The sequence below is a fragment of the Bartonella sp. TT121SHDZB genome, assembly GCF_042193415.1.
GTDB lineage: Bacteria > Pseudomonadota > Alphaproteobacteria > Rhizobiales > Rhizobiaceae > Bartonella.
On sequence record NZ_JBHILR010000006.1, the window covers coordinates 65841 to 88761 of the forward strand.

At 37.3% G+C, this 22921-nt stretch carries 19 protein-coding genes; 8 read left to right on the top strand and 11 right to left on the bottom strand.

The window, feature by feature from the left end:
- Positions 1-414: 414 nt before the first annotated feature.
- The 4 genes from secA to prmC all read left to right on the top strand — a co-directional run bounded on the left by secA (position 415) and on the right by prmC (position 5722).
- A complete protein-coding gene (gene secA, locus ACFIKI_RS05125) occupies positions 415-3132 on the top strand; it encodes a preprotein translocase subunit SecA (protein ID WP_375623004.1) in 2718 nt (905 codons plus the stop codon).
- Positions 3071-3568 (top strand): Fur family transcriptional regulator, encoded by a 498-nt coding sequence (locus tag ACFIKI_RS05130; protein ID WP_375623002.1) that lies wholly within the window; start codon positions 3071-3073, stop codon positions 3566-3568. The genes secA and ACFIKI_RS05130 overlap by 62 nt, the downstream gene beginning before the upstream one ends.
- A gap of 214 nt (positions 3569-3782) precedes the next feature.
- Positions 3783-4859, top strand: a complete 1077-nt coding sequence (gene prfA, locus ACFIKI_RS05135; RefSeq protein ID WP_375623000.1) for a peptide chain release factor 1 — start codon at positions 3783-3785, stop codon at positions 4857-4859.
- A complete protein-coding gene (gene prmC, locus ACFIKI_RS05140) occupies positions 4856-5722 on the top strand; it encodes a peptide chain release factor N(5)-glutamine methyltransferase (protein WP_375622998.1) in 867 nt (288 codons plus the stop codon). Before prfA ends, prmC begins: the two co-directional genes overlap by 4 nt.
- On the opposite strand, the gene nrdF is transcribed toward prmC, so the two are convergent.
- The 4 genes from nrdF to nrdH are packed head-to-tail and all read right to left on the bottom strand — an operon-like array spanning position 5719 to position 9459.
- Entirely contained in the window at positions 5719-6693 is a 975-nt protein-coding gene (gene nrdF / locus ACFIKI_RS05145; protein ID WP_375666084.1) for a class 1b ribonucleoside-diphosphate reductase subunit beta, read from the bottom strand. The genes prmC and nrdF overlap by 4 nt on opposite strands.
- Before the next feature lie 11 nt (positions 6694-6704).
- Positions 6705-8855: a class 1b ribonucleoside-diphosphate reductase subunit alpha gene (gene nrdE / locus ACFIKI_RS05150; RefSeq protein WP_375666086.1), complete on the bottom strand. Its 2151-nt coding sequence runs from the start codon at positions 8853-8855 to the stop codon at positions 6705-6707.
- Positions 8837-9235, bottom strand: coding sequence for a class Ib ribonucleoside-diphosphate reductase assembly flavoprotein NrdI (gene nrdI, locus ACFIKI_RS05155; protein WP_375613294.1), 399 nt, complete (start codon positions 9233-9235; stop codon positions 8837-8839). Before nrdI ends, nrdE begins: the two co-directional genes overlap by 19 nt.
- Positions 9235-9459 (bottom strand): glutaredoxin-like protein NrdH, encoded by a 225-nt coding sequence (gene nrdH / locus ACFIKI_RS05160; protein WP_005774163.1) that lies wholly within the window; start codon positions 9457-9459, stop codon positions 9235-9237. The genes nrdI and nrdH overlap by 1 nt, the downstream gene beginning before the upstream one ends.
- A 680-nt stretch (positions 9460-10139) precedes the next feature.
- Here nrdH and ACFIKI_RS05165 point away from each other — a divergent pair.
- The 3 genes from ACFIKI_RS05165 to ACFIKI_RS05175 are packed head-to-tail and all read left to right on the top strand — an operon-like array spanning position 10140 to position 12690.
- Entirely contained in the window at positions 10140-10892 is a 753-nt protein-coding gene (locus tag ACFIKI_RS05165; RefSeq protein WP_375666089.1) for an ABC transporter ATP-binding protein, read from the top strand.
- 3 nt (positions 10893-10895) lie between these two features.
- Complete coding sequence (locus tag ACFIKI_RS05170; RefSeq protein WP_375622989.1) at positions 10896-11765, top strand: metal ABC transporter permease; 870 nt, start codon at positions 10896-10898, stop codon at positions 11763-11765.
- Positions 11766-11775: 10 nt separating this feature from the next.
- Positions 11776-12690, top strand: a complete 915-nt coding sequence (locus ACFIKI_RS05175) for a metal ABC transporter solute-binding protein, Zn/Mn family (protein ID WP_375622987.1) — start codon at positions 11776-11778, stop codon at positions 12688-12690.
- A gap of 614 nt (positions 12691-13304) precedes the next feature.
- Here the strand turns inward: ACFIKI_RS05175 and ACFIKI_RS05180 are convergent.
- The 7 genes from ACFIKI_RS05180 to ACFIKI_RS05210 form a co-directional block, all read right to left on the bottom strand.
- Positions 13305-14351: a sn-glycerol-3-phosphate import ATP-binding protein UgpC gene (locus ACFIKI_RS05180; protein WP_375666092.1), complete on the bottom strand. Its 1047-nt coding sequence runs from the start codon at positions 14349-14351 to the stop codon at positions 13305-13307.
- A 2-nt stretch (positions 14352-14353) separates the two neighbouring features.
- Positions 14354-15205, bottom strand: a complete 852-nt coding sequence (gene ugpE, locus ACFIKI_RS05185; RefSeq protein WP_375666094.1) for a sn-glycerol-3-phosphate ABC transporter permease UgpE — start codon at positions 15203-15205, stop codon at positions 14354-14356.
- A 10-nt stretch (positions 15206-15215) separates the two neighbouring features.
- Entirely contained in the window at positions 15216-16100 is an 885-nt protein-coding gene (gene ugpA / locus ACFIKI_RS05190; RefSeq protein ID WP_375666097.1) for a sn-glycerol-3-phosphate ABC transporter permease UgpA, read from the bottom strand.
- A 95-nt stretch (positions 16101-16195) separates the two neighbouring features.
- Positions 16196-17530, bottom strand: coding sequence for a sn-glycerol-3-phosphate ABC transporter substrate-binding protein UgpB (gene ugpB / locus ACFIKI_RS05195; protein WP_375666100.1), 1335 nt, complete (start codon positions 17528-17530; stop codon positions 16196-16198).
- A gap of 754 nt (positions 17531-18284) precedes the next feature.
- Complete coding sequence (locus ACFIKI_RS05200; protein ID WP_375666103.1) at positions 18285-19007, bottom strand: glycerophosphodiester phosphodiesterase; 723 nt, start codon at positions 19005-19007, stop codon at positions 18285-18287.
- A 169-nt stretch (positions 19008-19176) separates the two neighbouring features.
- Positions 19177-20733 (bottom strand): glutamine-hydrolyzing GMP synthase, encoded by a 1557-nt coding sequence (gene guaA / locus ACFIKI_RS05205; protein WP_375666164.1) that lies wholly within the window; start codon positions 20731-20733, stop codon positions 19177-19179.
- 132 nt (positions 20734-20865) lie between these two features.
- Positions 20866-22152 carry an RsmB/NOP family class I SAM-dependent RNA methyltransferase gene (locus ACFIKI_RS05210; RefSeq protein ID WP_375666106.1) on the bottom strand — a complete coding sequence of 429 codons (1287 nt, stop codon included), beginning with the start codon at positions 22150-22152 and terminating at the stop codon, positions 20866-20868.
- A 486-nt stretch (positions 22153-22638) separates the two neighbouring features.
- Between ACFIKI_RS05210 and ACFIKI_RS05215 the strand changes: the two genes are divergently transcribed.
- Positions 22639-22785, top strand: a complete 147-nt coding sequence (locus ACFIKI_RS05215; RefSeq protein ID WP_375666108.1) for a hypothetical protein — start codon at positions 22639-22641, stop codon at positions 22783-22785.
- Positions 22786-22921 lie beyond the last annotated feature (136 nt).

The window sequence follows — 22921 nt, forward strand, 5'->3', positions numbered from 1 at the left end:
AAGGCAGGTTCAAGATTCCAATTTTCTTTACCATAACACTTTAATCTTTAAACATAGAGAAATAAATTGGTAATTTATTTCAAAAAAGTATAAAATTGTCCTTTTATCTCAGTTTCTCCAATCCTATCTAATGCAGATGAAAAACATGATAATAGAGAAAAATGACATATTGTATCTTAAATTACTTTGTATTGTATCAATTAAATAGCATACTTAAAGTTGACATAGAGCGCTTAGCCTCTTATCTCTACTTTACAATTAAAGTGGAAAATTGCACACCAGCAAGTATAATGGTACCATCTGCATTTCATGATGTCTCTAATGATATCAGATAACTTGAAAAAAATGTAGAGTATGGGGAAAGCGTATGAATTACCCAACAAGAGTGACAACAATTAAAAGAAAGGGCCAGAGATGGTCAGTTTAGGTGTTTTTGCCCGTAAGTTTTTTGGTTCTGCTCATGAGCGACATCTCAAAGCACTCCGCCAAAAAGTTGCACAAATTAATGCTTTGGAAGAACAATTCGTAAAATTAAGTGATGAGCAGCTTTGCCAAAAAACAGATGCCTTTCGTAAACGTCTTCGTGAAGGTGAAAGTGTTGATTTGCTCTTACCAGAAGCTTTCGCAACTGTTCGTGAAGCCGCAAAACGTGTTTATGACATGCGTCCTTTTGACGTACAACTTATTGGTGGAATGGTCCTTCACGACTGTGGCATAGCTGAAATGCGTACAGGTGAAGGTAAAACATTAATGGCAACTCTACCAATTTATCTCAATGCGTTGGAGGGTAAAGGCGTTCATGTTGTGACAGTAAACGATTATCTCGCTAGTCGTGATGCTGAAACAATGGGAAAAATTTTTAGTTTTCTAGGACTTACAACGGGCGTGATTCTTCATGACCTTGATAGTGATGCCCGCCGAGAGGCCTATGCATGCGACATCACCTACGCCACAAATAATGAACTAGGTTTTGATTATTTGCGGGATAATATGGCCTTCGATCGTAGTCAAATGGTCCAACGTGGACATCATTACGCAATTGTCGATGAAGTTGATTCGATTCTTATTGATGAAGCCCGTACCCCCCTTATTATTTCTGGTCCTCTAGAAGATCGTACTGACTTCTATAACCTTATTGATACATTTATTCCTGCCTTAACTCCAGAGGACTATGAAATAGACGAAAAACAAAAAACAACGACCTTTACCGAAGTTGGTACTGAAAAAATTGAAAAACTGCTTGAACAAGCTGGGCATCTTAAAGGTGAAAGTCTTTATGACATAGAAAATGTCGCTATCGTTCATCATGTCAATAATGCTCTAAAAGCCCATAAACTGTTTTCTCGCGATAAAGATTACATTGTTCGCAATGATGAAATCGTTATTATTGACGAATTTACAGGGCGAATGATGCCTGGGCGGCGTTATTCTGAAGGACTTCATCAAGCTTTAGAAGCTAAAGAGCATGTTGCTATTCAACCAGAAAACCAGACACTTGCTTCCATCACTTTCCAAAATTACTTCCGTATGTATAGAAAATTATCTGGCATGACTGGAACGGCAACAACAGAAGCCGAAGAATTCAGAAATATTTATGGTCTTGACGTTGTTGAAGTCCCTACAAATTTGCCAATACAACGTATTGATGAAGATGATGAGATTTATCGAACAGCAGAAGAGAAATATCGAGCAATTGTGCGTGATATCCGTCAAGCACACGAAAAAGAACAGCCTATTCTTGTTGGAACAACCTCTATTGAAAAGTCAGAACAATTGGCAGAGCGTTTGCGAAAAGAGGGCATTACCGGTTTTAGAGTCTTAAATGCTCGCTATCACGAGCAAGAAGCATACATCATTGCGCAAGCAGGAGTTCCTGGAGCTCTCACCATCGCAACCAACATGGCGGGACGCGGTACGGATATACAGCTTGGTGGTAATGTTGAAATGCGCATCCGGCAAGAGTTACAGGATATCCCTGAAGGTCCAGAGCGCACAGCTAAAATTGAAGAAATCAAAAAAGATGTTCAGAAGCTTAAAGAAAAAGCTTTAGCAGCTGGAGGGCTTTATGTTATCGCTACTGAACGTCATGAAAGCCGTCGTATTGATAACCAGCTTCGTGGACGTTCTGGTCGCCAAGGTGATCCTGGTCGCTCAAAATTCTTTCTCTCTCTTCAAGATGATCTTATGCGTATCTTTGGCTCTAACCGTATGGATGGTATGCTGCAAAAACTTGGATTGAAAGAAAATGAAGCTATTATCCATCCATGGATTAATAAAGCCCTTGAAAAAGCACAAAAAAAGGTCGAAGCACGAAACTTTGAAATTCGTAAAAATCTGCTAAAATATGATGATGTCATGAATGATCAACGCAAGGTTATTTTTGAACAGCGTATGGAAGTCATGAACGCAGATGATTTAACAGAAATGATCCATGAAATGCGCGATGAAGTCGTAGAGGATCTTGTAGAGGCCTATATTCCTTCAGGGACATATTCTGAAAAATGGGATGCAAAAACTCTCGAAGAAGAGCTTCAACACCTCTTTAATCTTGAGCTTCCAGTGGAAGAATGGGCAAAAGAAGACGGAATTGCCGAAGAGCAAATTCTAGAGCGTATCTCAGATGCTGTTACAAAACTTGAAAATGAGCGTACTGAACGTTATTCTCCAGAAGTTATGGCTTATTTTCACAAAGCAGTATTGCTCGAAACTATTGACACGTTATGGCGTGAACATCTGGTAAGTCTAGATCATTTGCGTTCTGTTGTTGGTTTTCGTGGTTATGCTCAACGGGATCCACTCAATGAATATAAGACAGAATCTTTTGAACTCTTTCAAAGTATGTTGAAAAATTTGCGCAAAATTGTCACTTCTAAACTTATGCGCTTTGAAATTATTCAACACTCCACAGAACCGACCATGCCTGAGCAAACTGATGCTGCTTCTTCTATCTTTAATGATCAAAGTCAAGAAAATGGTCCCACCTTATGGGCAAGATCACAAGAAAATAGATTTGTTAATCCACAAGATCGTGACCCTAATGATATAACCACATGGGGAAAAGTTGGACGTAATGAGCGTTGTCCTTGCGGTTCAGAGAAAAAATACAAACACTGTCATGGAACCTTTGTTTGAAAAGCAAACTATGCAAATGAATAAAAAGCGAAATTATGAGCAAGAATTGCGCACAGCTGGTTTAAGAGTAACACGCCAACGACGTATTATTCTTGATATTTTGAATGATACAAATGATCATCCCAATGCATTTGAAATTTTTCAGCGTGCAAACAAAGTGGATTCGAGTATTTCACTCTCGACGGTTTATCGAACCATGAAAACATTAGAAGGAAATGGAACAATCCATCGGCATACTTTTAGTGGTGGTCCATCTCGTTTTGAACAAGCAGATGGGCAACATCATGATCATCTCATTGATATAGAAACAGGACAAGTTATCGAGTTTCATTCTGATGTTATTGAAAAACTGCAAGAGGAAATTGCAAAATCCCTTGGCTATGATATTATTAATCATCGCCTTGAGCTTTACGGAAAAAAACTCTTAAAAAAATGATTATATATCATTAGATAAAAGACCTCTGGCAAATCAAATTTTATAAAAATTTACCTTTAAAATATAATAGTTTTCATTGGCAAAAAAAAAGAATTGCTTTATTACCTCTTTTTGTATGATGCTATGCGGTAATTCATTGCCAATATTATAACAAAAAATCATTGCAACAAAATACTATAAAAATTGTATTATGAAAAATTAGGCCAATATTATCATGGTTTCTTTGCCACAAGATCGTATGAGACAGCTTGAAAAGCGTTTTGAAATAATTGAAAGCCAAATGACGACGAATCCAAATGCTGAAACATATGTCAAATTAGCTTCTGAATATGCAGAACTACAACCCGTTATTGCCTCTATACGCGCATTAAATGCTCTTTACGAAGAGATTACAGAATTAGAAACGATTATCAACGATAAACAAACAGATATAGAGATGCGTAATCTTGCCCAAGAAGAGCTACCATCGTTATATAAAAAAGTAGAGCAATTTGAAAAAGAACTCCAAATTCTGCTTTTGCCTAAAGATGTTGCTGATGAAAAAAACGCTATTGTTGAAATTCGAGCAGGAACGGGTGGATCAGAAGCAGCACTTTTTTCCGGTGATCTTTTCCGCATGTATGAACGTTATGCCCATGCTCACAATTGGAAAGTAGAAGTTATTTCAATCAGTGAGGGGGAAGTTGGTGGATATAAAGAGATTATTGCTACCATTTCAGGAAAAGGAGTCTTTTCTAAATTGAAATATGAATCAGGGGTTCATCGTGTGCAACGTATCCCCGAAACAGAGACAGGTGGACGTATCCATACATCTGCTTCTACCGTTGCTGTGCTTCCAGAGGCTGAAGAAATTGATATCGATGTTCGTCCTGAAGATATTCGTATCGACACAATGCGTGCATCTGGAGCAGGAGGACAGCATGTTAATACAACGGATTCAGCTGTTCGTATCACGCATATTCCAACAGGAATTATGGTCGTACAAGCAGAAAAATCACAACATCAGAACCGAGCACGAGCCCTTCAAATTTTACGGGCACGCTTATTCGATATCGAACGACAAAAAGCGGAAAGTGAACGTTCAGCTTCCCGTAAAAGTCAAGTTGGTTCTGGTGATCGTTCAGAACGTATTCGTACCTATAATTTTCCACAAGGACGCGTCACGGATCACCGTATTAATCTAACCTTGTATAAGCTTGATCGCATTCTAGAGGGAGATCTTGATGAGCTTATTCATGCACTCATCTCAGATCACCAAACAGCACTCCTGATGGAAATGGATAATAATTGAGTAAATATTCTTTTAAAAATGTCATCCAACGAACTCAAGAAAAACTGCGCACGAAAGGAATTGCTGAAGCCGATCTCGATGCGAAAATACTCGTTGAATGGATAACAGGAATAAATGCTGCTGAAAGAATTTCTCAACCGGATATGCCTCTAACTTCTGAGCACATTACACAAATAGAACAGGCTTTACAACGGCGTATTGCAGGCGAACCCGTTTACCGTATTATAGGAGCACGAGAATTTTATGGTATATCTTTTACATTGTCTCAAGAGACGTTAGAACCACGCCCTGATACAGAAACGCTGATAGATCTTGTTCTCCCTTTTCTCCAAAAACAGGTCGAAAATTCAAGAAGAACAACATTCCTTGATATGGGAACAGGAAGTGGCGCCATTGCCATTGCACTCCTTAAACAAATTCCCCAATCCTATGCGGTGGCAGTCGATATTTCTGAAGATGCCCTTAAAACAGCGAAAAAAAATGCAAAAAATGCTGAAGTAGCACACCGCTTCACACCTCTTCTTAGCGACTGGTTTGATTCTGTCGCAGATCGCTTTGATTTCATTATTTCCAATCCACCTTATATTCCCGCAAAAGATATCAAAAAACTTGCAAAAGAAGTGCGCTTATATGATCCATTGCGCGCTCTGATAGGAGGGGAAGATGGTCTTGATTTTTATCGAAAACTCGCCCATGAAGCAGCCAACCACTTAAAAGAAAACGGCTATGTCGCTGTTGAAATTGGTTTCTCTCAAGAAAATGAAGTTTGCAATCTGTTTGAAAAAAATGGTTTTCAATGTTTAGAAGTGCGCAAAGATCTCTGTGGGATACCTCGCGCTCTTCTGTTTACATGCAAATATTAAAATTCCCAATCATCATCCGTAGTAGCAACCGCCTTACCAATGACATAAGAAGAACCAGCCCCTGAAAAAAAGTCATGATTTTCGTCAGAGTTTGGTGATAAAGCTGCCAAAATAGCGGGGTTAACATGACAAACCTCAGGTGGGAAAAGAGCTTCAAAACCCAAATTCATTAAAGCCTTGTTTGCATTATAATGGAGAAAAATTTTAACATCTTCCGTCAATCCAAGTGCATCATAAAGATCTTCAGTATATTTGCACTCGATATGATAAAGGTCAAAGAGCAAGTTAAAAGCAAAATCTTTAATTTCTTGCTTTTTGGCTTCATCAAGCTTTGCAAAGCCTAATTGGAATTTATAACCTATATAATAACCATGAACAGCTTCATCACGAATGATCAGTCGAATGAGATCTGCTGTATTGGTTAACTTAGCGCGGCTAGCCCAATACATTGGTAAATAAAAACCAGAATAAAATAAAAAGCTTTCCAGTAAAGTAGAAGCAATTTTTTTCTTGAGTGGATCATTTGCTTCATAACGTTCTAGTACTAATCTAGCCTTTTTCTGCAAATGAATATTTTCTTCCGACCATCTAAATGCATCATCAACTTCTACCGTCGAGCAAAGGGTTGAAAAAATAGAGGAATAAGAACGTGCATGAACCGCTTCCATGAAGGCAATATTCGTCAAAACCGCCTCCTCATGCTCTGTTATCGCATCAGCCAACAGTGAAATGGCTCCTACAGTATTTTGAATTGTATCGAGAAGCGTTAATCCTGTAAAAACACGAATTGTTAGCTTGCGTTCTTCATCCGTTAAGCTTGACCATGAGGAAATATCATTGGAAAGCGGAACCTTTTCAGGCAACCAAAAATTTCCAGTTAAGCGGTTCCATACTTCAAGATCTTTCTCATCATGTAATCTATTCCAATTAACAGCACACACAACAGGATTTTTGGTTGTAATCTTGGTCATATGATGATCTCCTATAAACTACACGAAACACAGCCATCTACTTCTGTTCCACTCAATGCTACTTGCCGTAATCGTACATAGTAAATACTTTTTATCCCCTTTTTCCAGGCATAAATTTGTGCGCGATTAATATCACGTGTAGTAGCCGTATCAGGAAAAAATAATGTTAATGAAAGACCTTGATCAACATGCTGTGTTGCCGCAGCATAGGTATCTATAATTTTTTCAGGGCCAATCTCATAAGCATCTTGGTAAAAATTCAAATTCGTATTATCCATATAAGGAGCGGGATAATAAACGCGCCCAATTTTTCCCTCTTTGCGAATTTCGATTTTTGAAGCAATCGGATGAATAGAGGAAGTGGCATGATTAATATAGGAGATAGATCCCGTGGGAGGAACTGCCTGTAGATTGCGATTATAAAGCCCGTACTCAACAACTAAATCCTTGAGTTCCTGCCAATCCTTTTGACTTGGAATAACAATATTGTTCCGCTCAAAAAGCTCTTGCACAAGCGCAAATTGCGGTTTCCATTCTCTTTCAATATATTTCTCGAAAAAACGTCCATCTGCATAAGCTGATTTTTCAAACCCTGCAAACATTTCTTGACGTTCGCGCGCAATTAAATTGGAAGCACGTATGGCGTGATATGTCACAATATAAAAATAGATATTGGTAAAATCAATCGCTTCTGGAGATCCATAATAGATCTGCTCACGCGCTAGAAACCCATGCAAATTCATTTGTCCCAAACCAATCGCATGACTTTCAGCATTGCCTTTCGCAATGGAAGGCACACAATCAATATTGCTCATATCCGAAACAGCAGTCAGAGCGCGAACAGCAGATTCCACGGTCTGTCCAAAATCAGGACTTTCCATTGCTTTGGCAATATTCATGGATCCAAGATTACAGGATATATCACTTCCAATCGTGCGATAAGTTAAATCTGTCTCCAGTTCACTCGCCTCACTCACCTGCAAAATTTCTGAACATAAATTGCTCATACTTATGCGCCCAGCTATCGGATTCGATCGATTAGCAGTATCCTCAAATAAAATATAGGGATAACCCGACTCAAATTGAATTTCCGCTAATGTCTGGAAAAAAACGCGTGCACTTATTTTCTTTTTACGAATCTTTGCATTATCAACAAAAGAACGATAATGCTCCGTTAAAGAAATATCGCTAAAGGGCTTACCTGTCACACGCTCGATGTCATACGATGAGAAGAGATACATATCCTCATTATTCCGTGCAAGCTCAAAAGTAATATCAGGAATAACGACACCAAGCGAAAGCGTTTTAATTCTAACTTTTTCATCAGCATTTTCACGCTTTGTATCTAAAAACTTCATAATATCTAAATGATGAGCATGCAAATAAACAGCTCCAGCCCCCTGTCGTGCCCCAAGCTGATTGGCGTAAGAAAAAGAATCTTCCAAGAGTTTCATCACTGGTAAAACACCTGAGGACTGATTTTCTATTTGCTTAATTGGCGCTCCAGCTTCCCGCAAATTCGTTAAACAAAGCGCCACACCTCCACCACGTTTTGAAAGCTGCAAAGCCGAATTAACCGAACGACCTATCGATTCCATATTATCTTCAACACGTAGCAAAAAACACGAAACCAATTCACCACGTTGTTTTTTCCCAGCATTTAAAAATGTTGGTGTTGCCGGTTGAAAACGTCCTGTAATAATTTCATCCACAAAACTTTCAGCAAGAGCTTTATTCCCTTGTGCCAAATATAAAGCTACAAGACAGACGCGATCTTCATAACGTTCAAGATAACGTTTCCCATCAAAAGTCTTCAGTGTATAGCTGGTATAATACTTAAATGCGCCTAAAAAGGTAGGAAAACGAAACTTAAATGCATAAGCACGTTTAAAAAGCTTTTTAATAAAAGAAAAATCATAAAGCTCAAATAAAGCTTTTTCATAATAACCTTCTTCTATTAAGTAATCTATTTTTTCCTTCAGGTTATGAAAAAAAACTGTATTTTGATTAACATGCTGAAGAAAATATTGCCGTGCAGCAAGCCGATCCATATCAAATTGAATATGACCATTTTCATCATAAAGATTAAGCATTGCATTCAACGCATGATAATCCGTAATCTGATCCGATTTCTGCGATTGTCCTATACCAATTGTTTCCAAAATCTTTCCAATCCCTTTTTTACATAAATAACGTCTTCATCAGTTCCACGCAGCTCAAAACGATAAAGGCAAGGTACACAACATTTTTCAGCAATAATTTTACTTGCTAAATTATAATAGCGACCAAAATTACGATTCCCACCGCCAATAACACCACAAATTAATTTTCGGTTCTCAGCTTCATTAAGAAACTGGACAACGGCTTTCGGCACGGCCCCTCTTCCTTCGCCATCTGCATATGTAGGAACAACCAATACATAAGGTTCACCAACCAATGCAGAAGGCTTTCTTTTATCAATTTTGAAGAGTCGTTGACCAAGCTGCGAGACAAAATGTTCTGTATTACCCGTTGCACTCGAATAATAAACAATAAGCCCCATTAAGCACAAAGACCACTAATCATATCTGGTCTAAAACCAGACCAATGATTTTCACCACAAACAACGACAGGAACCTGACGATACCCCAGAGATTGAACAAAACTGTATGCTTGTTCATCACAAGAAATATCAACAACACGATAATGAATGCCTTTTGCATCAAAAGCGCGGCGTGTAGCATCACATTGGACACAAGATGGTTTGCTATAAATAGTGATCGACATTTTCTTCAACTTTCACAATTCCAAACAATCAACCCTGAAAGGTCAATCTAATAATTTTATAGATACTCAAGAATAACAAAAAACAGAAATTGTACGCAAAACATGTGGTTATTTTCAAATAATACACTGCTTCCTGAACATAACAGAATTCCTCATCAAATAACTTCAAAAACTATGATGAGAATAAGCGATTATTCTACAACTTAAATGGCAAAGCCCCCTAGTTATAAAACAATCTTTTGTTTGCATTACAATTCCCTCCTGCTGTCTAAAAAACTAACGTTCTAAACCACCGTTTTTCAAGAGCTCTGTTTTACTCTTTTACGGCAAAAATCAATTACAAAAACGAAAGGGAATCCTTCCAAAAGAGACTCCTCAGTAAAAATACTGCTATACCTTTGGCCAATAAACTCTTTACAATAATGGAAATAACTTAGATACCAAACGAAACACACTCACACCCTCTCTTGTGCTTATTTAGAATCACCAATCATTTTGATACTATATATAGTATATACTCTCTCTCTTTCGTCAAGGTGAATTCAATTATTATTTTTAATTTTCCACGATCTTCACACTAAAATTTTCAGTACTCAAACTATGTAATAATATAACATTTTGTTGACAAACGTTATATTATTACATAATTTCCAAAATAATAAGCAACGATGGTAAAAAATATGGATCTGCACTTTAATAAGACAACATTAGGCTATAGGAATAGAATAGCAATAAAGAACTTTTCAGCAAAGTTAAAAGCTGGTTCATTGGTTGCAATAACAGGTGATAATGGCGCTGGAAAATCAACACTGCTAAAAGCCATCGCCGGATTAATTAAACCTCTTAAAGGAAAAATTACAAAACCAAAAAAAAGCCGCATTGCTTATCTTGCTCAGCAATGTGATGTAGATCAAACATTTCCAATTGATGTGAAAACGCTTGTAAAAACAGGATTGTGGTCTTTTTGTGGATTATGGAAGAATCAGCGCCCTTATGATTCTAAGATTCAAAATGCTCTTAAAATGGTTGGGCTTACAGAACTCGCATCCCGTTCGCTTGAAACATTATCAGGCGGACAATTGCAACGCGCTCTTTTTGCACGTATCATTGTACAAGATGCCAATATTATTTTGCTTGATGAACCTTTCAATGGTGTAGATCATAATACCCAAAAAGATCTTCTTGCACTGATTACATGCTGGCAACAGCAAGGACGCACAGTTCTCACAGCACTCCATAACCCTCTCATCGTGCAAGAATTTTTCCCCCAAATGATTCAAATTGATCAACAAAACGCCTTTTATGGAGAAACAACACAGTTTTTAAACAACACCCTTTATCACGTTATGCCATCTCTCACATCCAATTCTGTCCCTATTAGCGCACAAAAACAAAATCTTCCCATCAATGATCCTCTCTTTCTTAGGTTATAAGACGTGTATGCATTTTTTCTTGCCCCCTTTGTTGATTTCCAATTTATGCAAAACGCCCTTATCGGTTCTATTTTCCTGTCTATTAGCGCTTGTCCTGTTGGTGTATTTTTGATGCTCCGTGGAATGAGCTTGACAGGAGATGCTATTTCTCATGCCATTCTTCCTGGTGTTGCAACTGCTTTTCTGATTTGTGGTTTTTCCCTCATATCTATGACTCTTGGTGGCATCTTCGCTGGTATTATTGTTGCTTTAGCAACCATTTTGATTTCACGAAACAGCTTTCAGAAAGAAGATGCATCAATGACCGTCTTTTATCTTATTGCACTCGCGTCAGGTGTTATTATTATCTCACTGAAAGACTCAACAATTGAGTTGCTTCATCTCTTATTCGGATCGGTTCTTGCACTTGATGCACAAGCCCTTTGGTTAATCACTACTATAATGCTGATTACACTCTGCAGCCTTTGTATTTTTTGGCGTGCACTCGTTTTAGAAAGCTTTGACCCCCTCTTTTTTAAATCACTCTCTCCATTGAGTAAATATATTCATATTTCATTACTTGGACTTGTAGTGTTGAATCTGGTTGGAGGCTTTCAATCACTAGGAACATTACTCTCCGTTGGCATTATGATGATTCCAGCCATTACAGCCCGTTTTTGGTTTTCACGGCTAGGCCCTATTTGCGCGCTTTCCACTCTTTTTGGAATCATTTCTAGCGTATGTGGTCTCCTGCTTTCTTTTCATCTTTCACTTCCCTCCGGCCCAGCTATCATCATGGCCGCAGGATTTATTTATCTTGTTTCCTGTTTGATAAGCCCACGTGGCTTTATTGTAACATGGTTTCCCCACCTCTTCTATACCTCCTCACTTTAAGGAAAAAAATGTGCCTAAGTTTGCTCAAAAATTTGCTCTTCTTGGAGCTTTATTGCTTGCCCTTTCTCCATTTTCTGCTTCTGCACACAATAAAATAAAAGTTGTTGCGAGCTTTTCCATTCTCGCAGATCTCGTAAAAAATGTAGGAGACAACCATATCTCTATGACCACTTTTGTAGGTCCCAATGCGAATACCCACACTTATGAACCTACTCCTCATGATGCTCAAGCTCTTAGAAATGCTCAAATTATTTTCATCAACGGACTTCATTTAGAGGGGTTCATTGACCGCCTCATCACAGCAAGCGGTACAAAAGCACTTCTTGTCAAAGTTAGTGATAATATACCCCCTCTCGAAATGAAAAAACAAGAACATGATGCCCATCATCACAGCGTTATTGATCCACACGCTTGGCAAACAATTCCCAATGTCGAAATCTATGTGAAGAATATCGCTGCTGCTTTTTGTAAAATCGATCCACAATCCTGTACCAGCTACAAAAAAAATGCCGAAACCTACATTCAAAAACTTAAAATAGCACAAGATACCCTGAAAACAAAAATTGCTGCCATTCCTAAAGATAAACGTATCATTATCACATCTCATGATGCCTTTGGCTATTTTGCCAAGGAATATGGTTTTACTATCCTTGCCCCTCAAAGTGCTTCAACAGAAGCTGAAGCAACCGCAGCCGATGTTGCTAAACTTATAAAACAAATTAAAACCAATAAGGCAGCTGCCCTATTCGTTGAAAATATCTCTAATCCCCGTCTCATAAAACAGATTGCAAAAGAAACAGGTTTAACAATTGGTGGAACACTTTATTCTGATGCATTGTCAAACAAAAATGGCCCTGCAGCAACTTATCTCGATATGATGGAACATAATGTAAATACCATCATTGATGCTATCACGAAACCTTAAAAAATCTTCTACAAAAGAGAGAAGAAAAAATTCATAAAATCATAGATCTATGATTATGTTACCAATGATACTCAATCCTCATGATTGGTGACAATGATATAAAACAAAGTTGATCTTACAGAGAAAATTTATACCCTATAGATGCTAAAATGGATCAAAGTTAAGATATAAGGTGCATAGCGCCATCATCTATGGAATAATTTTCTCTCTCTATTTTTCTTATTCATTCTTTATAAGATACATAAATTATTACATCAGGAAATAGATAATAATAGATTGTTTTTTATTGATAAAGTATCTTTCTAAATGAGTAGAAATATGGTTAATAAATGGTTATTACCTCTTGATGTTTTTCTACAATGAAAAGAACTCTATTATATTTGATGTTTGAAAATAATTATCCTTCTTACAGACCATAAAAGTGCAAGATTTCATTATATGAGTGTTTCGAATATTCTCAACATCATGTGACAATGGAGCATTACCAAAACTTTTAAAATTTTATTTTTAATTTCATCGGTTATACTCTGATTTTGTGAATGTAATCAAGAAAGTCAAAACACAACATTATCATGACGCAGCATAAAAGAGAGTCGTGTCACATCAAGTAATGCTTACTTATTATTTGTGCGCTTTCCTGTGTTTTTATTAAAAGTATGAAAATTCTGATGAGCAACTGTGAAACTTAGTTTTTGACCATAGTCTTGTGTCAAGCGTTCTTTTATTTCAATCGTAAAGATGATACCATTCCAACGCGTTAAAACATGGCAACCTGTTCCAATAGGCTTGATAAGCTCAATTTTTGTGTGAAATACTGGTCCTTTATCTGGATGTTCACCCAATAAGATTATTTCAGGTCTGAAGGCTAAAAAATCTGTTTCTTCGCTATAAGTAAATGAATGCCCTAAATGCTGTTCTAAGACATGGCGATCAAGAAAATTCATAGGAGGAGAACCAATAAAATCAGCAACAAATGTTGTTGCTGGAGTATCGTAAATTTCCATTGGTGTTCCAATTTGCTCGATAGCTCCTTTATTCAAAACGACTATTCTATCAGCTAATGTCATAGCTTCTAGTTGATCATGGGTAACATAGACACTGGTTGTTCCTAATGAACGCTGTAGTGTTTTTATCTCAATACACATTTGTGCCCGTAATTTTGCATCAAGATTTGAAAGAGGTTCATCAAAGAGAAAAACACGGGGTTGACGTACAATCACACGCCCCATTGCAACACGCTGGCGTTGTCCTCCTGATAATTGTCGTGGTTTACGATCAAGAAATGGTTCTATTTCCAAAAGTTTTGCAGCATGTGCGATACGTTTTTTTATTTCTTCTTTAGGGGTTTTTCGATTTTTAAGACCATATTCTAAATTTCCACGAACTGTCATATGGGGATAAAGAGCATAATTTTGAAAAACCATAGCAACATCACGATCAGCGGGTTCACGATCATTGATACGTTCGTTATCAATACGTAGTTCACCTGAGGTAACTTGTTCAAGCCCTGCAATAATACGTAATAAGGTTGATTTTCCACACCCTGAAGGACCAACAAGAACAAGAAGTTCTTTATCGGCAATAGTTAAGTTTAAATCATCAATGACCAGAATGCCGTTGTCATACTGTTTTTTTATATTTGATAACTGGATTATGGCCACAATTACTTCTCCGTTTCAATAAGGCCTTTGATAAAAAGCCGCTGCATGAAGATAACAACAAGAATAGGGGGAACCATGGCAACAACCGATACTGCCATGAGTATATTCCATTGAGGATCATGTTGAAGTGATTCGACAATAAGCTGTTTTAAAATAATAAGGATCGTTTGATGATTTTGATCCGTTGTGATGATAAGAGGCCAAAGATATTGTATCCATCCATAAATGAACATGATGATAAATAAAGCAGCGATATTGCTTTTACTAAGAGGAAGAAGAATATCCTTAAAAAATTTAACTGGACCTGCACCATCAACACGTGCCGCCTCTAAGAGTTCATCTGGAACAGTCAAAAAAAACTGGCGAAATAAAAATGTAGCAGTTGCAGATGCAATAAGTGGAATAATCATTCCACTATAAGTGTTAACCATCCCCAATTTCGCAACAATCTCATAGGTTGGAAGAATACGAACTTCGACAGGGAGCATCAATGTAACAAAAATAAGAACAAAAGCAGTTTTTCGGAAGGGAAAACGCATGTAAACAATTGCATAAGCAGACAAAAGTGAAATAATAATTTTTCCAATACTAATCCCAAGAGCCATAATGAGTGAATTCATTAAGAGTGGACAGAGGTTGGGCAAACCCAGCTGTGCAAGACCATCACCAAAGATTGTTTTATAATTTTCCAAAGCATATTTCCCAGGCAAAAGAGGAAGTGTTCCTGAGTTAAATGCTGCTGAACTATGAGTTGATGCAATGATAGCAACATAAACTGGAAAGCAAATAATGGTAATACCAACAATAAGCGTTATATGGGTTAGAAATTTCAAAACAGGGCGATTTTCAACCATAACTTATTTCCTAATATTGTACACGACGCTCAATCCAGCGAAATTGGATAAACGTTAAGACAATAACCATCAACATCAATAGTGTTGATTGTACTGCCGATGCACCGATTATTTGATTTCTAAAGCCATCATCATATACTTTATAGACGAGGATGCTCGTTGCACGCGCAGGACCTCCAGAAGTTGTGCTATCAATGATACCAAAAGTATCAAACATAACATAATTGACATTAACGATAAGAAGAAAAAATGTCGTTGGTGAAATTTGCGGAAAGACCACCGTCCAAAATCGTTTAAAGGGACCAGCACCATCAATGGCGGCTGCTTCTATTTGAGAACGCGGAACGGACTGAAGACCTGTAAGAAAAAAGAGAAAATTGTAAGAAATCTGTTTCCAGCTAGCCGCAATGACAATAAGAAGCATCGCTTGATTGCCATTAATACGATAATTCCATAAAACCCCTATTTTTTCGAGAAGAAAAGGGATAATCCCAATAGTGGGATGAAAGATAAACAACCATAATATACCTGCCAATACTGGAGCAACAGCATAGGGCCAAAGCAAAAGCATTGTATAAGCCTTTTTTGCACAGATGACACGATCAACACAAACAGCTAAAAGAAGCGATATTGTCATTGATACGACAGTAACTGAGATGGAAAATACTGCGGTTGTAAGAAGTGATTGCAGATAAGCAGGATCAGAAAGAACGGTTAGATAATTTTCAAAACCAATAAAGGTTGTTGTAAAGCCAAAAGGGTCTTCACGCTCAAAAGATGATTTTATTGCTTGAGCAGCAGGCCAAAAGAAAAACAAAAAAGTAACAAGAAGCTGAGGAAAAAGCAATCCGTAAGAAAGGAGACTATTTTTAAAATATGCATGTTTTTCTTGCATTCATAGGGCTCTTTAAATGTAGAGACTTTAAAAAGATAAACAAAAAGGACTCAACTGTTTTTGTTGAGTCTTTAATGTTTAACAATAAAACGAAATTAATGATTAGATTTTTCAAATTCACGCAAGAGTTTATTTCCACGTTTAACGGTCTCATCTAAACCATCTTTCGGTGTTTTTGAACCACTAAGAACAGCTTCCAACTCTTGATCAAGAATGGCACGGATTTGTGGTAAATTACCAAATCTTATACCTTTCGAATTAACTGTTGGAGGATTAAGATTGATCTGCTTGATAGCTATATCGGCACCTGGCGTTTTCTCATAGAAATGTTGTTTTTTGCTCAATTCATAAGTTGCTTTTGTGGTTGGAAGATAACCTGTCTCCTGATGCCATTTTGCTTGATTTTCTGTTTTTGAAAGAAATTTAAGAAAAGCGGCTGCCCCCGCATATTCCTTTGCGGTATGGCCCTTAAACGTCCAAATAGAAGCTCCCCCAATAACTGAATTTTGCGGTGCTCCTTCTACATCCTTATAGTACGGTAGCATACCAACCCCCACATTAAACTGAGCTTCAGAAACAATTCCAGCATATGATCCTGAAGATTGCATTAAAATTGCACAATTTTGTGCCATAAACATTGGTGTTGAATCTAATGCGCCAGCAGGACCACCATAGCGGAAAATACCTTGATCAGACCACTTTTTTAGGTCAGTCCACATATGTACTTGTAAAGGTCCATTAAATGTAAGTTCTGAATCAAATCCTTTAAAGCCATTTTCCTTCGTTCCAAAAGGAACATTATGCAACGCTGAAAAGTTTTCTATACCAATCCATTGAGCGGCATAGGTCATTGTAAAACCACACGTTGCCGCTTTAGTCTCAAGAATTTTTTTGGAAAAATCTTCTATATCTTGCCACGTTTTAGGAGGCTGTTCTGGATCAAGCCCTGCTTTTTTAAAGATATCTTTGTTATAATAAAGGATTGGTGTTGAAATATTGAATGGCATAGAAACCATACGCCCCTGTTCATCGGAGTAATAGCCACTAATAGCAGGAAAATAATCTGTAGAATCGAACTCTTGTTTTGTATCAGCCATAAGTTGATAAAATGGATAGATTGCGCCTTTTGCTGCCATCATAGTTCCAGTACCAACATCATAAATTTGAGCGAGCACTGGCTGTTTCTTTCCACGAAATGCTGCAATGAGTGAAATCAAACCCTCTTCATACTCACCGCGATATGAAGAAATAACTTTATATTCAGACTGACTCGCATTAAAATCGTTAATAAGACTTTCAGTTTGCTTTCCTAATTCACCACTCATAGAATGCCAAAAGCTGATTTTTGTCTGTGCAAAACTTGCTGTCACCCCCGCTGTAGACATTATGATAGCAACCGTGGCCGCTATGGAAAGATAAAAACGACTCATGGTTCACCCTTTCTGAAGTGATGGAATACAAACTACCCCTAAATTTATAGTATTACACATGAACATGCTATGACAGTTTTATTTCAGAAACATATTCTTTCATTTAAACAGGAACCACCAAAAGGTCAAATGAATTTGTTTAAATTTATTCATTTTCTTTTATAAGCATTCTTATGTATTAATGAAGAGACAAATAAAACTTTTCTTAAAATTAAAAAATCATTTTGAGCGCTTAATAGTCTCTTTCCCTGTAACAAGATCACGCCCCTCACGCAAAACAAAATGACACTGTATTACCAATTTCCATGCTGTTAAAAAATCTTTCAATACCTCTACATTTCATGATAGCTCCTATAAAATAAGCCATAAAGCCTCTCCACTAAAGTGTCTAAGACTTTTTGTATGCCATCATTTTACACTTCATAAAAGTGCAAAAGAACATCATCATATGAGACCCTCATGCTTCAACAAGTCTTGCATTTGAAATACGTTCAATGAATATTTTTATTCTTTTCTCAATAATTTTTTATCCACACACCAACCCTGCTTGTAATGTGAAAACGAATGATTTTGATTGATTCATTGTAAAAATATTTGAAATAAGAGAAACTGACGTATTAAGGTCTCTTAATTATATGAATATAACTATTAATTAGCATTATAAATCAATGTATTATTGTTATATATTAGATATTTTTTCCATCATACTAGCTTTATGAAGGTACAGGAGTTTCTTTTATAAAATATATATTTTTTACCTTTGTGCTCGCAATTTCAATGCAAGATCAGGTTGATCTGTCGTAATATAATGTACAGGCATATCAAGCCAATGTGATAACCGAGCTTTTCCGTTGATCGTCCATACTCCTACAGTAAAACCAGCCCCAAGAGCTGATTCAATAAAGTTCTGTGAAACAATAGAACCATTTAAACTGAGATCAGAATATCCCAATTGTTTCCATTCAGAAAAATGACGGTCCATATCACCTTCAAAATTATCAACACATGGACCAGATGGTATTCCTGCTTCAATAAAAGGACGAAGGACTAAAGGATCAAAACTAATTGCAGAAACCCGTTCTGTTAAATTGCGGCTTTTTATGAGCGCAAGCGCTTTTTGGGATAATATTGTTTCACGCTCCACTTCACCACATGTTTTGATTTCAAGATGTAACGCAACATTCGTTGGTGCTAGAAGATCAAGTACCTCTTCTAACAAAGGAGGTGCTTCTCGGCTTCCTTTCACGCAGAGTTGTTTGCGTGTTTCATTATCGATGTCGTGAATATATCCCTTTTTGCCAACCAATTGCTCTAGATGAAAATCGTGAAAGACAACCACCTCACCGCTTTTCAGTAAGTGAACATCACATTCAACTTCATCAATACCTAACGCTATGGCATTATTAAATGCAGAAAGAGTATTTTCAGGATAAAGATGAGCTCCTCCACGATGTGCAACAATTTTTTTCTCAGACATGCAAAATTTCATACTTCTCACTTTTCAATATATTGACGTACAGATTTTCAGATAAAGACTCATATCACATGAAAATGCACAATCATTTTTAAAGATTTTTTCTACATTTTTCTGAATATCAAACCTTCAGTCATATTTTATTCTGAAAAAGGCTTATCCTTCATTTCAATTATTCCCATTCAATGGTACCAGGAGGCTTTGAGGTTACATCATACACAACACGATTAATCCCTCTAACTTCGTTAATAATACGTGCTGCTGTCTTACTTAAAAATGCCATATCATAGGAATAAAAATCAGCGGTCATTCCATCTACAGATGTGACTGCGCGGAGAGCGCAAACAAATTCATAAGTGCGATCATCCCCCATAACACCAACAGTTTGAACAGGCAGAAGAACAGCAAAAGCTTGCCAAATTTCATCATAAAGACCAGCCTTACGGATTTCCTCAAGATAAATAGCATCTGCTTCGCGTAAAATTTCTAATTTTTCACGTGTTACAGCACCTGGACACCGAATTGCAAGGCCGGGACCTGGAAAAGGATGGCGACCAATAAATTGCTCCGGTAGCCCTAACTCTCGCCCTAGCGAGCGAACCTCATCCTTAAAGAGCTCACGCAACGGTTCTACAAGCTTCATATTCATCTGTTCTGGTAACCCTCCCACATTATGATGGCTTTTAATGGTTACCGATTCCCCAATAGCAGATACACTCTCAATAACATCTGGATAAAGTGTTCCTTGTGCTAAAAACTCTGCACCTCCTATTTTTTTCGTTTCTTCTTCAAAAACTTCAATAAAAAGACGACCAATTGTTTTGCGTTTTTTTTCTGGATCTGTTTCACCTTCTAAAGCATTAAGAAACACATCAGCAGCATTAACGTGAATAAGCTCTATATTATAGTGATCACGGAATAATGTAAGAACCTCCTGAGCCTCATTCTTACGCATCAATCCATGATCTACCAAGATGCATGTCAGTTGATCTCCTATGGCTTCATGAAGGAGTACTGCTACAACAGATGAATCCACCCCACCTGAAAGACCACAAATCACACGACTTTTTCCAACTTTTTGTCGTATTGTCGCAATTGCCTGCTCACGATAAGAAGCCATTGACCAATTGCCTTTAATAGCAGAGATCTTATGAACAAAATTTTGCAAAAGTTTTGTACCATCTGGCGTATGGATAACTTCAGGATGAAACTGTACTGCATAAAAATGCCTTTTCTCATCAGCAATAGCCGCATAGGGAGCTCCTTTTGAGGTTCCTATGACACGAAAACCTTTTGGTAAAGCGGCCACACGGTCACCGTGGCTCATCCATACTTGATAACAAGATCCTTTTTCCCACACTCCATCAAAAAGTGCACTCTTCTCTTGTACTTCCAAAAAAGCGCGCCCAAATTCACGCTCATGTCCAGCTTCAACCTTTCCTCCAAGCTGAATACACATGACCTGTTCGCCATAGCAAATACCAAGAATCGGAATACCTGCCTCAAAAATTTCCATTGGAATACGCGGCGAACTTTCATCCATAACGGAATAAGGACTCCCTGATAAAACAATAGCTTTAGGATTGATCCGTCTAATAGCTTCTAAAGCTAATTGAAAAGGAACAATTTCACAGTATACCCCCATTGCTCGCACCCGTCGTGCAATAAGTTGTGTAACTTGTGAACCAAAGTCAATAATAAGAACAGTGTCTGGATGTGATATGCTCATAGAAAACCAATCAACAATTGTAAAAGAAAACTCATGAGAATTATGATTCAATCTTTCTCTTTTCACAAGCCTGTTTTCTTAAGAAAAAGATTATTCTCGTAAAGTTTATGATAAAAAGTGCAAAAATATGGATCAATGTTTTTTTTGCAACACAGATAAAAAGAACCCATCTGTTTGTGTTGTGGCCGGCGACAAAGTAAGTCCATAATTTGAAAAAACTGGTTGCACAGGAGAAAAACTAAAATGTTTTTGCCAAAGCGCTGGCATATCTATTGGAGAAAAATGAGAATGTTGTTGAAGAAAATGGGAAATTTGTTCCTCATTTTCATCTATAAAAAGAGAACAGGTAATATAGACTAGGCGCCCATTTGGCTTAAGATAAGCTATCGCTTCATTCAAAATAGCCCTCTGTTCTGTTTGGCGTTGTTTCACCTGTTCTAATGTTAAACGCCATTTCGCATCAGGACGACGACGCCATGTTCCTGTCCCACTACAGGGTGCATCTATTAGAACTCTATCCATCTGACCTGTTAATGACCTCAGTTCTTCTCTTTGCGCTCGTATTTGGACATTACGAACACCAGCGCGTCGAAGACGATCAAAAATAGGAGCTAAGCGCGCTTTATCGGAATCATAAGCATAAATTTGCCCACGATTGTTCATATCGGAAGCTAAAGCTAATGTTTTGCCCCCAGCACCTGCACAATAATCTAATACCTGCATGCTCTCTTGCGCTTCCACAAGGTGAGCAACAATTTGAGATCCTAAATCCTGTATTTCAAAGTGTCCTTTTTGAAAAGCGGGTTCCACTTGAACATTGGGATGACGATTACACTTTTCAATCGGTGCAATTCTTAAAGCTTGTCTAAACCATGGCAAAGATTTAAGTTTGGTTTTTGCTAATTCTTTCAGCACCTTTTCTGGTGTTGCTTTTAGGTTATTTACCCGTAGGTCTAAAGAAGGACGCGTTGCTAACGCAGCCGCTTCAGTGATCCAATTATCACCAAATAAAGGATGCAAATGCGCTTGACACCATTGCGGAATATCACCACGAATATAGTCTGGAGCATCCACTAATTGCTGACCTTGCCATGATTTACGCTGTTTAACCCCTAATAACTGCGGTGCAAACCGATCTTCTGCCAACTCACCGTCAATTTGCTCCAGCGTCATTTTTCCAGAATCTAATAAGGCACCAAAAACGATATCTCGGATATCATCACTCTCCATACGCCATTGTAAAGAATATCGTCGTCTTAAAACATCATAAACGATTGTACCAATGGCTGCGCGATCACCTGCTCCAGCAAAGCGATGAGAAAGACCCCAATCTTTTAAAGCTTCTCCTACTGGACGATGCCTAATTTCTATCTCTGTGAGAACATCTATTGCCGCTTGCAAACGCCCACCTAATCGCATTCACTTCTCCTATTAAAATAATATTATCTTCTGAATTGCCAATGAAACTTTCTCAAAGCCATCAAAAATTTGTATTCAATATTAAAATGATTTGACCATATACTTTTTTATAAAATCTAATTTAGAGTATCTAGATTTTTTCCTTTATCTTCTGCCAGTCGCTTTTTATCCTTCTACCTATTATGTTAAAAGATACGGAGCCATCCATAAAGAACTTATTTCCTCCATGCATTACGAAAAAACCAAACTCTTTAATTATTTGCGTAAAATAAAATTTACGAGAATTGTCTGAACAACAGAAAAAAATATCTCCCATCTTTGTATGGATATCCTTCTAAAAAATAGAAAAAATATTCTTATAAAATTAAACAAGTTCATCTTACGTTTAACAAAAAATTAACTTTTTAGAAAATGCTTGGAACCACTATTTGGCATGACCGTTTTTATTGTACTGGCAATTGCCAGACAATTTAAAAGGAGAAAATAATGACTTATAATAATGGAAAAACAACTTCATCTAAAAGCCGTCACAATACAATACCCTCAAACAATGCAAAGAAATCCGTCCAAAGTGATCAGACAAACACTCGCCAACGTGCATCAAAGACAGGACGGAAGACAACAAAAAATTAATTCTAATTTTATATAACTTATTTCACATAGTCTTGAAGAAAGAATTAGAGTTTTAACCTCTAATTCTTTCCTTTTAGGATTATTATTCCAAATCACAAACAGAAAAAGAACAGCCTCTCTTCCTTGTTTGCGAAAG

Bases quoted from the DNA above. Each gene is read 5' to 3' on its own strand.
- ugpB (WP_375666100.1), bottom strand. From the start codon at position 17,530: ATGAGTCGTTTTTATCTTTCCATAGCGGCCACGGTTGCTATCATAATG.
- guaA (WP_375666164.1), bottom strand. From the start codon at position 20,733: ATGAGCATATCACATCCAGACACTGTTCTTATTATTGACTTTGGTTCA.
- ugpA (WP_375666097.1), bottom strand. From the start codon at position 16,100: ATGCAAGAAAAACATGCATATTTTAAAAATAGTCTCCTTTCTTACGGA.
- ACFIKI_RS05130 (WP_375623002.1), top strand. From the start codon at position 3,071: ATGAGCGTTGTCCTTGCGGTTCAGAGAAAAAATACAAACACTGTCATG.
- nrdH (WP_005774163.1), bottom strand. From the start codon at position 9,459: ATGTCGATCACTATTTATAGCAAACCATCTTGTGTCCAATGTGATGCT.
- ugpE (WP_375666094.1), bottom strand. From the start codon at position 15,205: ATGGTTGAAAATCGCCCTGTTTTGAAATTTCTAACCCATATAACGCTT.
- secA (WP_375623004.1), top strand. From the start codon at position 415: ATGGTCAGTTTAGGTGTTTTTGCCCGTAAGTTTTTTGGTTCTGCTCAT.
- ACFIKI_RS05200 (WP_375666103.1), bottom strand. From the start codon at position 19,007: ATGTCTGAGAAAAAAATTGTTGCACATCGTGGAGGAGCTCATCTTTAT.
- nrdI (WP_375613294.1), bottom strand. From the start codon at position 9,235: ATGGGGCTTATTGTTTATTATTCGAGTGCAACGGGTAATACAGAACAT.
- ACFIKI_RS05165 (WP_375666089.1), top strand. From the start codon at position 10,140: ATGGATCTGCACTTTAATAAGACAACATTAGGCTATAGGAATAGAATA.
- ACFIKI_RS05210 (WP_375666106.1), bottom strand. From the start codon at position 22,152: ATGCGATTAGGTGGGCGTTTGCAAGCGGCAATAGATGTTCTCACAGAG.
- nrdF (WP_375666084.1), bottom strand. From the start codon at position 6,693: ATGACCAAGATTACAACCAAAAATCCTGTTGTGTGTGCTGTTAATTGG.
- prfA (WP_375623000.1), top strand. From the start codon at position 3,783: ATGGTTTCTTTGCCACAAGATCGTATGAGACAGCTTGAAAAGCGTTTT.
- ACFIKI_RS05215 (WP_375666108.1), top strand. From the start codon at position 22,639: ATGACTTATAATAATGGAAAAACAACTTCATCTAAAAGCCGTCACAAT.